The sequence below is a fragment of the Ilumatobacter sp. genome (assembly GCF_041688325.1).
Classification (GTDB): domain Bacteria; phylum Actinomycetota; class Acidimicrobiia; order Acidimicrobiales; family Ilumatobacteraceae; genus Ilumatobacter_A.
The window spans coordinates 1-5,870 of record NZ_JBDNIJ010000373.1 but is presented as its reverse complement, the minus strand read 5'-3'; the positions used below and the strand labels follow the sequence as shown (position 1 = coordinate 5,870).

The 5,870-nt window shown below is 63.3% G+C and carries 8 protein-coding genes; 3 read left to right on the top strand and 5 right to left on the bottom strand.

Annotated features, from left to right (window positions below; genetic code table 11):
- Positions 1–170 precede the first annotated feature (170 nt).
- Positions 171–458 carry an HU family DNA-binding protein gene (locus ACH2EI_RS19065; RefSeq protein ID WP_395154298.1) on the bottom strand — a complete coding sequence of 96 codons (288 nt, stop codon included), beginning with the start codon at positions 456–458 and terminating at the stop codon, positions 171–173.
- Positions 459–780: 322 nt separating this feature from the next.
- Here ACH2EI_RS19065 and ACH2EI_RS19060 point away from each other — a divergent pair, with 322 nt between their 5' ends.
- From ACH2EI_RS19060 to ACH2EI_RS19050, 3 genes are all read left to right on the top strand, one after another.
- Entirely contained in the window at positions 781–2,181 is a 1,401-nt protein-coding gene (locus ACH2EI_RS19060; protein WP_395161173.1) for a PhoH family protein, read from the top strand.
- Between the two features lie 132 nt (positions 2,182–2,313).
- Positions 2,314–2,643, top strand: a complete 330-nt coding sequence (locus ACH2EI_RS19055) for a WhiB family transcriptional regulator (protein WP_395154296.1) — start codon at positions 2,314–2,316, stop codon at positions 2,641–2,643.
- A gap of 143 nt (positions 2,644–2,786) precedes the next feature.
- On the top strand, positions 2,787–3,359 hold the full coding sequence (locus ACH2EI_RS19050) for a PolC-type DNA polymerase III (RefSeq protein WP_395154295.1): 573 nt from the start codon (positions 2,787–2,789) through the stop codon (positions 3,357–3,359).
- Here ACH2EI_RS19050 and ACH2EI_RS19045 read toward each other — a convergent pair.
- The 4 genes from ACH2EI_RS19045 to ACH2EI_RS19030 form a co-directional block, all read right to left on the bottom strand.
- Complete coding sequence (locus ACH2EI_RS19045) at positions 3,353–4,312, bottom strand: helix-turn-helix transcriptional regulator (protein ID WP_395154294.1); 960 nt, start codon at positions 4,310–4,312, stop codon at positions 3,353–3,355. The genes ACH2EI_RS19050 and ACH2EI_RS19045 overlap by 7 nt on opposite strands.
- A complete protein-coding gene (locus ACH2EI_RS19040; RefSeq protein ID WP_395161171.1) occupies positions 4,309–5,259 on the bottom strand; it encodes a helix-turn-helix transcriptional regulator in 951 nt (316 codons plus the stop codon). Before ACH2EI_RS19040 ends, ACH2EI_RS19045 begins: the two co-directional genes overlap by 4 nt.
- A 9-nt stretch (positions 5,260–5,268) precedes the next feature.
- A complete protein-coding gene (locus ACH2EI_RS19035) occupies positions 5,269–5,658 on the bottom strand; it encodes a cobalamin B12-binding domain-containing protein (RefSeq protein WP_395154292.1) in 390 nt (129 codons plus the stop codon).
- A gap of 4 nt (positions 5,659–5,662) precedes the next feature.
- Positions 5,663–5,870 (bottom strand): 3-hydroxyacyl-CoA dehydrogenase family protein (locus ACH2EI_RS19030; protein ID WP_395154291.1); only part of this gene is annotated, 208 nt, incomplete at its 5' end.

Genomic DNA, 5,870 nt, shown 5'->3' with positions numbered 1-5,870 from the left:
CCTTCTTCTTCGCCGGAGCCTTCTTGGCCACAGCCTTCTTCTTCGCCGGAGCCTTCTTGGCCACAGCCTTCTTCTTCGCCGGAGCCTTCTTGGCCACAGCCTTCTTCTTCGCCGGAGCCTTCTTGGCCACAGCCTTCTTCTTCGCCGGAGCCTTCGTGGAGGCCATCAGGTCACTTCTTCTGGCCGTTGAGGGCCTGCTTCAGCGTCGAGCTGGCGCTGAACTTCATAGCTGTCGATGCTTTGATTTTCACTGGCTCGCCCGTCTGCGGGTTGCGACCCTCGCGGGCGGCTCGCTGCGTCGTGCTGAAGTTGCCGAAGCCCGGCCATGTGACCTTCTCGCCCGACTTCGTCGACGAGACAACGTGGTCGAAGAACGCTCCGAGCGTGCGCTCGGTGTCGGCCTTCGAAACGCCTGCTGCCTCGGCGACTGCTTCGATCATTTCTGCCTTGGTTGCCATGGTGGTCCTCTTTCGAATGGTTGAGTTGATTTGTTCATCCCGACGTCGAACGTCGGGTCAGACTCCGCACGTTTCCTGCGGAACTACAACCATGTGACTTGGCTTCTTGGATTTCGGCAAGTACTAAACACATTGCAAATGCAATGATCGAATTGGTAGGGCCCTTGCGCCGTCTGTGTCCCCGACGTTTCGAGCCGAAGAACCCCTGGTCAAAGGGTCCGTCGACATCCACCACTCGACCGGAGAGCCGGGCTACACATAGTGCGTTGAGTATGAGCAAACGATCACATCCAGACGTTCCAGGCATCCACGAGGAGTGACGATGACCGACCTGCTTCTTTCCGCTGACGCTGCCGCCCTGGTGCCTGGACCCCTCGGAACGGAGGTGCAGGCCGGCAAATCTTCAACGAAAGCCCGGCTCGTGATCGATACCTCCGTACTGATTGCCGACCCGACCTGCGTCCTCGAGTTCACCGAGGCCGACATCATCATCCCGCTCACCGTGGTCGAAGAACTCGATGGCCTCAAGAGCCGCAGCGACGACGTCGGCCGATCGGCACGCACCGCTCTCCGCACGCTCGAAGAACTCCGCGTTGCCCATGGGGGATCACTTGCCCAACCGGTTCCGACGGGAGCGCCTGGCGCGACTCTGCAGATCGAGATCAACAACATTCGCAAGCACTTGTTGATCGAGCACGGCCTCGATCCGTCGATACCCGACAACCGAATCATCGGCGCAGCGATCGGCCAGTCCGACTTCGGTCCGACCACGATGGTCAGCAACGACGCAGCGCTGCGCATCAAGGCGGCCCACCTCGGCGTCTCGGCCGCCGAACACACTCTCGCTCGACGGAACAACGACCGGCCTGCAATCGGCTGGTCCACCATCGATGCGGCCCCAGAGGCAATCGACGCCCTCTACGCCGCAGGAGGCATCGCTGTCGAGTCCGTGTCTCCAGGTTTGGAGATCGCCGAGAACGAGTTCGCCGTGCTTCACGCTGGGTCCCAGTCGGCCTTGGTCCGAGCAGTCGGCAACGAAATGGTCCTCCTCCCTCGTTCGGCGCCGGAGCCCTGGGGGCTCCGACCACGCAACAAGGAGCAGCGATTCGCGCTCGAGCTACTCCTCGACCCGGACATCAAAGTCATCGCGCTCGACGGCCGAGCAGGAACCGGCAAGACGCTGCTGGCAATAGCTGCGGGTCTCGAACAGGTCGTCGAGCAGCGCCGCTACGATCGGCTTGCCGTCTACCGACCCCTCGTTCCTGTTGGGCGCGCCGATGTCGGCTTCCTGCCCGGTGGCCTCGACGAGAAGCTTGATCCCTGGATGGCGGCGATCCACGATGCCGTCGTCGCGCTGACCGACATGGGCAGCAGCCACGACGCTGGCAACCTCGTCGACGAACTCACCGAACGCGGGCAACTGTCGCTTGAGTCGGTGACCTTCCTCCGGGGCCGATCGCTCCAGCGGCAGATCGTGCTGATCGACGAAGCACAAAATCTCGAGCCCACGACGCTCCGCACGATCCTCACCCGAGTCGGCGAGGGCACCAAGGTGATCTTCACCTGTGACACCAGTCAGATCGATGCGCCGTATCTCGGTGAATCCAACAATGCGCTCAGTGTTTTGGCATCGGCGTTCAGCGGACAGCGCTGCTTCGGACACATCACGCTGACTGCGTGCGAGCGCAGCGACGTGGCCAGCCTCGCCGCTGAACTGCTCTGACGCCCGCTCAACTCGCCCACTCGGACGCGTTCACGCGCTGAGATCGTTCACGTCCTGAGAGTTACCCAGGAGAAGAACTTTCATCCGTTTGTCGCGCAGCTTCGAAGATTGAGTGTTACGCCGCTGCAACCGATGAAAGGGTTGAACGTATTGCACCTCCACAACTTCGAAGCGACGACTGGGCACTCCGTCGATTGGCGTGACTTGGCGAACTGCCGTGGGAACACCAAACTCTTCTTCCCACCCAAGGCAGAACGCCCACAGGCTCGGGCCCGTCGGGAAGCCAAGGCAAACCGGCTCTGCACCGACTGCGTCGTCCATGGCGCCTGCCAGCAGTTCGCACGCGACAATCACGAATACGGTTTTTGGGCGAGCGAATCCGAAGAAGAACGTCATCTCGCCGGCTACACGGTGGCCGCACCGATCGGCGTCCGAACGCGCATCGCTCGCGCAGCCAGCTGACCGACAACCCTCACTCCATTCCCCCACTCCATTCCCTCACTCCATTCCCTCACTCCATTCCCCCACTCCATTCCCCCACCACTCCGGCGTCGGCCCACCTCGCACCGCAGTCGTTGTGACAGGCGATGCCTAAGGTGGCATCTGTGCCGCTTCCCCGCTTCGCTGTCGTCGACGTCGAGACCTCAGGTCTCTCCGATCGGCGCCACCGCATCCTCCAGCTCGGCGCCGTGGTCATCGAGGCCGATGGAACGGTCATCGATCAGTGGTCCACCCTCGTCCGATTGGGATGGCCCCTCCAGAGCGTCGGGCCGACACACATCCACGGCATCACCCGCCCGATGCTCCGGGGTGCTCCACGGCTCTCGACAGCGCTCGACCAGCTGGCACCGTTGCTCGACGGCGCGATCTTCACGGCGCACAATGCTCAGTTCGACGCAGGCTTCATCATCCGCGCAGCGCACCGCCGCGCCGGCTTCGAACTCGGTCCGCAGCTCTGCACATTACGCATGTCGCGCCGCCTCGATCCCAACCGTCAGATGTCGCACCGCCTCATCGATGTTGCCGAGCGCTACGGCGTCGACCTCACCGCTCCTCACGACGCTTTGGCTGACGCATCGGCGACCGCCGCCGTCCTCCCCCACCTACTCGCCGCTCACCACGTCGTCGAGTCCGAACAACTCGCCCCATTCTTCGTGGGCCTCAAGCGCCCTCAGTAGCGGGCAAGCATCCGGGCGGCAAGATTGCTGGCTTGGCGCGCTGCATCCTTCGGCGAACGAACCACCACGTCGGGGCCAAGCCGGATCAGAAGTCTCGCCAACCATCGTTCGTTGGATACGGGGACCTCGACTTCGATCCAGCCCTGAGGTCGGCTCAGTTGGGTGACCTCGCCAACCGGATACCGGTCAAGAATCCACTGTGCCGCTGGCGCCAACCGAAGCGTGGCGTGAGGCAACTCAGCATCAGCAAAAAAGCCCGGCGGCCCGTCCACAGGATCATTCGTAGGAACGACACGCCCAGTTGGGGCAACACTGTCAATCCGATCGATCCGGAAGGTCCGCCGCTCATTCGACTTCGCGTCGTCAGCGACGACGTACCAGTTCCCCGCATCGACGAAGACGTGGCGCGGCACAATGACCCGCTCGGCTCGCTCGTCGCGGGCCGGCGAGTAATACAGCATCGTCAACTCAGCTGCTGCCGCAACCGCGTCGACCACTTCATCGGTCGCCTCCGGCCGCGACATGTCGATCGCCACGCCGGCGGTGTCGTCGGACTCAGCCGCCTCAACACCGGCATCCGTGAGCGCTCTGGCCAACTTGTCAAGCGCTCGACCCAACGGCCCGAATCGATCGGCGCCTGGCAACTCCATGGCAGCGCGCGCCGACGCGAGGAGTGAAAACCCCTCGGGCGCGGTCAGGCGCAGAGCCCGAGTGAACAGCCGGGGGACACCGACGAAGACCAGTCCGTCATCGACGAAGACGTCGATCATCTCATCGACGAACGGCGGGAGGCCACACATCGCCACCAACTCCAAGTCCTGTTGGACCTGGTCCGCCGTGAGGTCAAAACGCGCGGCGACCTCAGCGAGGGGTACCTCGCCCTGTTCCATCAGCCACGGGAGCATCACCAGGAGGCGGCTCAGCCGGTCTTCTGCGTTGCGCGGCCCCTTCATGATGCGGCCTCGACAACGCCGGTGAGCCAGTCGATGATCTGGTCACGAATCTCGGGCGGAGACACGACGGCTGCGTGGTCGAGCAAGCCGATCAACCAGGACCGGAAGGCATCAAGATTGGATGCAGGTACTTCCACGTTGATCGAGCCGTCGGCATGACGTTCGAGCACTCTTGCTGAACCGACCTCACGCTCGATGGCCTCAGCCCGGGTCGCGTCGATCCACACGACCGCGAGTACGCCGTCCCCTGGCGCGTGACCAATCTGCTTCGGGTCAGCCGGGAACGCATCACGCGGGTCAAACGACTCAGGTCGAGTGAAGGTACCGGTGGGCCCGACCTCGATCGCATCGACACCACCATCGAATCGGTCAACGCGGAACGTCCGCTTTTCATCCCGGTCCTGGTCATAGCCAACGACATACCAGAACCCGCCGCGCAGCAGGAGTCCCCACGGGTCGAGCTGCCGGCGGTCACCGCGGTACACGAACACGAGCGTCGACCTATTGGCGACGGCCGATCTGATCACCGGGAGCTCTGGCCGTTGGGGCAGCACCGCAGACACCGCAGCGTCGTTACCTGCCGATGCTCCACCGAGCTTCCAGAGGGCGTCACGTCCGGCTGAGGTGTCTGTGCGCACAGCAGCAACAGCGACTTGGAGTGCGCGGGTCTCGTCGGCATCGAGTTCGAGGTCGGCAAGCTCGTACGCCGCGCGGTCGATGCGATACGTCGCATGGTCATCGAAGCGCTCGGACTCGATCGGCACGCCGATGTGACGCAGCGCTGCCTTGTCACGCTCAAAGGCGGCCCGTCGCGATCGCTCCGCATCCGGATACTGACCAGCGAGCGCTCCCGTGATCTGAACGAGCGTCAGTGGTCGTTCAGACTCGAGTAGCAGCGCCAGCAGGTTGGTGAGTCGTTCAACCCGGTCGACGCGGTTCGCAGCCATCGATCACCGTCAGTCTTCGATGGCCGAACGAATAGCCTCGACGACTTCCGCTGCGCTTGCCCCCGGAGTGAGGATCTTTGCGATGCCGGCCGCGGTGAGTTCGTCGACGTCGTGGTCAGGAACAATGCCACCCACCACAACCGGAATATCGACGCCGCGCTCGCGCACCTTCTGGACAACCAACGGTGCCAGCGTCATGTGCGCACCGGACAACATCGACAGGCCAATCGCGTCGACATCTTCATCGACCGCGGCCGCGGCAACGGTGTCAGGCGTCTGAAAGAGGCCGGTGTAGATCACTTCATAGCCTGCGTCGCGCAGGATGCGCGCTACGACCTTGACACCGCGGTCGTGACCATCCAGGCCGACCTTCGCAACAAGAACTCGTTCGCCCGCCATCAGTTCACTTCGTTCCGTAGTCGTAGAACCCGCGGCCGGACTTCCGGCCGAGCAGCCCAGCTTCGACCATGCGCGACAACATCGGCGGCGCTGCGTACAGCGGCTCTTTGAACTCGTCGTACATGCTGACTGCGACGGCCAGTGTCGTGTCGAGGCCAATCAGGTCGGCGAGGCTGAGCGGGCCCATCGGATGGTTGCAACCTTCGACCATG